A 3,492-nucleotide genomic window follows, 5' to 3' on the forward strand; every position below is an offset into this window, starting at 1 on the left:
CGACGTCGAATCGCCCCTCGACCGCGCGCTTCGCGAGCGAGGGTCCCGCGTCGCCCTGCGCCGCAGCGCAGCCCGACAGCGGCAGCGACAGGGCCAGCGAGGCAAAAAGGAAGGCGCGCGTCATCGTCGCCCCTGATATGGTCGCGTCGGCGGTGCAGCAAGTGCCGAATCGGCGGCAAGGACGATATTCGACGCCGCGCTGCGCTTTTGGATAAAAAGCGCGGAAATATGCGGTTGACAGCAAAGCCCCGGCTCGCTAGTGGCGCTGACTTTCCCGCATGCCGGAAAAATCGCCTGCTTCGGCGGGTGACTGGCAGCGCGGGTGTTCTAGTTTCTGATTGGATGGAAGACCATGTTCGCAATCGTGCGCACGGGCGGAAAGCAGTATCGCGTTGCCGCCGGAGACAAGATCGCCGTCGAGAAGATCGAGGGTGAAGCCGGTGACACCGTGTCGCTGGGCGACGTCCTGCTGGCCGGCGACGGCGGTGAGGTGAAGGATGCGAAGGGTCTGACCGTTTCGGCCGAGATCATCGCCCAGACCCGCGGCGAAAAGGTCATCGTCTTCAAGAAGCGCCGCCGGCACAATTATCGTCGCCGTAACGGTCACCGCCAGTCGCTGACGCTGCTGCGCATCCTTGCTGTCGGCGATGCCAAGAAGGCCGCGCCGAAGAAGGAAGCCGCTCCGAAGGCAGAGGCCGCTCCGGCTGCCGAAGCCAAGGCCGCCACGCCCGCCCCGGAAGCAGCCAAGAAGGAAGCTGCACCGAAGAAGGCCGCTGCTCCGAAGGCCGAAGCCGCCGAAGCGCCCGCAAAGAAGCCCGCTGCCAAGAAGGCAGCCCCCAAGAAGGAAGCCTGAGCGCGGTAACGCGGCTCGGCCCCTCGAACGAACTAAGGAGCATCAGTCATGGCACATAAGAAAGCAGGCGGTTCTTCGCGCAACGGTCGCGACTCAGCCGGCCGCCGCCTTGGCGTGAAGAAGTTCGGCGGTCAGGAAGTGATCGGCGGCAATATTATCGTGCGCCAGCGCGGCACCCGGGTTTACCCGGGCGTCAACGTTGGCATGGGCAAGGACCACACGCTGTTCGCAACCGCCGACGGCCAGGTCCGATTCCACGATGGCAAGCTTGGCCGCAAATATGTGTCGGTCGACGCCATGGCGGAAGCCGCCGAATAAGGACGATCTTCCAGGGTCGTCCACCAAGGGATGACCCGGAACGGTCCTTTCCGCACCAGCGGGAACAAAGTTCGAAAAGAGGGAGACGGGTCACCCCCTTGTCTCCCTTTTTTCTTGCCCGTAATCCGTCACTTGTGACGAACGGGCGCGAAAATCGGGCCGTCCGTCTCCCTCCATATCGAATGTCGTCAAAGCGTCACCATCTGGCGCCAGGGCGACAGACATTGGGAGTTAGAAGACATGTTCGCGCGTACCGAAAGACTGTTGCTGCGGCCCGGCTGGCTGGAAGATGCCCCCGCGCTGGCTCGTGCAATCGGCGAAGAGGCGGTGGTCCGCAACCTTGCGACCGCCCCCTGGCCCTATGGCGAGGAACAGGCGCAGGAATTTCTGAGCAAGCCGCTCGACCCCGACCAGCCCCGTTTCCTGATCTTCGCCCGGACCGGCGGCGCGCCGCGGCTCGTCGGCGGCTGCGGAATTTCGCCCGGCCCCGAGGATGGCCTCGAAATGGGTTACTGGATTGCGCGGCCTTATTGGGGCCTCGGCTTCGCGACCGAGGCCGGGCGTCAGCTCGTCCATATCGCACGTGCGATGAACCTGCCGAAGCTGTCGGCGGGGCACTTCCTCGACAATCCGGCATCGGGCGCGGTGCTGCGCAAGCTGGGCTTCCGCCCGACCGGAAAGGTCGCGCAGCGCTACAGCCTCGCGCGCGGTGGCGAGGCGGCGTGCGCGCTGTTCGAAGAAGGCGACGCCGATGCGGACAGCGCCGTCACCCCGATGCGAGGCCGCATCGGGGTGGACGAGGATTTCCGTGAGGAATTGCGCCTGATGGCGGCGTGAATGCTCCCCTCCCGCATGCGGGAGGGGACGCCACTATCCACGCATCTTGTTGACCATGCCCATGATGTCGTCGAGCGGATTGCCGTCGCCGTCCATGTCGAGCATCTTGCCGAGGCCGCCAAGCCCGCCTGCCGACGGGGCCGCCCCGCCGCCCATCGCGCCGCCGAGCACATTGCCGAGGATGCCGCCGAGGCCGCCGCCCTCGCCCGTCTGACCGCCCTGCTTCGCCATATAGCCGGCCGCCATCATCGCGAGCATCGGCAGCATCTGCCTGAGGATGCCCGAATCGATTCCGGTCTGCGCCGCGGCCTGACCCGCGACGGTCCGGCTGACGTCCTTCGATCCGAAGATCTGACCCAGCACGTCATTGCCCTGGCTGACCTCGGTCGGCTGCGAGCCGAGGACCGAGTCGAGCAGGCCGCCGCCGCCGAGCTGGCCGAGAAGGCCACCGAGACCCTCGACCCCGCCGCCCGATTGCGCCTGTTTCTTGAAGCCTCCGAGAATCGCGGGGAGGAGCGCGTCGGCGCCCTGCTTCGCCATCGCCGGCGGAATGCCCAGCTGGTTCGCCATTGATTCGATGCCGCCGGCCTGCGCCAGAATGTCGGTAAGATTCATGAGCCGTCTCCCTCTCGACCGCGGACCGAACCGCGCCGATCGACGGCAGTATAGCAGTGCGTGGACGAAGGGCGAGTCGGTCTTTTGACTGTCATTTTCAAATGCATAGTCTAGCCTGCGATAGTCCGACTCGCCCCCTTCGGGATGGGCCGCACCACAGTGGGAGTAAAATCATGGGCATTTTCAGCAGCATCAAGGACGCGATTTTCGGCAAGAAGGCGGCCGCCGCAGAACCTGCAGCGCCGAGTCCCGTGGGCACCGCGCTCGACGCCGCGACAAGCGCCATGGCCGCGGCCGCAGCGGCTCCGGCACCGATCGGCGAAGTCGATGTCGAAGCGATCCTGAGCGCCGAAGCCGCGAAATCGGGACAGGATCTCAACTGGCGCACCTCGATCGTCGACCTGATGAAACTGCTCGGCATCGATTCGAGCCTCGCCAACCGCAAGGAGCTGGCGCAGGAGCTTGGCTATACCGGCGCGCTCGACGGCAGCGCCGAAATGAACATCTGGCTGCACAAGGCGGTGATGCGCGAACTCGCCGCGAACGGCGGCAAGGTTCCCGCCGACCTCACCGACTGACCAACGCACGATAATTTTCGACGGGGGCGGGCAAGCATCGGCTTTCCCGTCCCCTTTTCGTTGACCGGCGTGCGGCACTCCCTAGACAGGTTTCACAAGAAACGAAGTCGCAGGGAGCCCGCAGTGCACAATCCGCTTTTCATCCCCGTCAGCCGCCGCCGCACGCTCGCCACACTCGGCGCGGGCACCGCGGGGCTCGCCCTCGCCGGTCCCGCATCGGCCTTGCAGTCCCCGCCAAAGACCGACGCACAGAAACTACTCGATTCGGTCGCCGACAATCTGCTCGCGCTG

5 protein-coding genes are annotated in these 3,492 nt (G+C 65.5%); 4 read left to right on the plus strand and 1 reads right to left on the minus strand.

Annotated features, from left to right (window positions below):
• Positions 1-352: 352 nt before the first annotated feature.
• The 3 genes from rplU (at position 353) to VN047_RS08945 (ending at position 2,008) form a co-directional block, all read left to right on the plus strand.
• Positions 353-853, plus strand: a complete 501-nt coding sequence (rplU, locus tag VN047_RS08935; protein ID WP_325541866.1) for a 50S ribosomal protein L21 — start codon at positions 353-355, stop codon at positions 851-853.
• 48 nt (positions 854-901) lie between these two features.
• Positions 902-1,171, plus strand: coding sequence for a 50S ribosomal protein L27 (gene rpmA, locus VN047_RS08940; protein ID WP_062185156.1), 270 nt, complete (start codon positions 902-904; stop codon positions 1,169-1,171).
• 240 nt (positions 1,172-1,411) lie between these two features.
• Entirely contained in the window at positions 1,412-2,008 is a 597-nt protein-coding gene (locus tag VN047_RS08945; RefSeq protein ID WP_325541869.1) for a GNAT family N-acetyltransferase, read from the plus strand.
• Between the two features lie 33 nt (positions 2,009-2,041).
• Here VN047_RS08945 and VN047_RS08950 read toward each other — a convergent pair whose 3' ends face one another.
• The gene (locus tag VN047_RS08950; RefSeq protein ID WP_325541871.1) at positions 2,042-2,623 is read right to left on the minus strand and encodes a DUF937 domain-containing protein; all 582 of its coding nucleotides are present in this window, start codon (positions 2,621-2,623) and stop codon (positions 2,042-2,044) included.
• Between the two features lie 173 nt (positions 2,624-2,796).
• Between VN047_RS08950 and VN047_RS08955 the strand changes: the two genes are divergently transcribed.
• Entirely contained in the window at positions 2,797-3,201 is a 405-nt protein-coding gene (locus VN047_RS08955; RefSeq protein WP_325541872.1) for a DUF3597 domain-containing protein, read from the plus strand.
• The last annotated feature ends 291 nt before the right edge of the window (positions 3,202-3,492 follow it).

Origin of the sequence: Sphingopyxis sp. (assembly GCF_035565275.1) — a bacterium.
GTDB lineage: Bacteria > Pseudomonadota > Alphaproteobacteria > Sphingomonadales > Sphingomonadaceae > Sphingopyxis.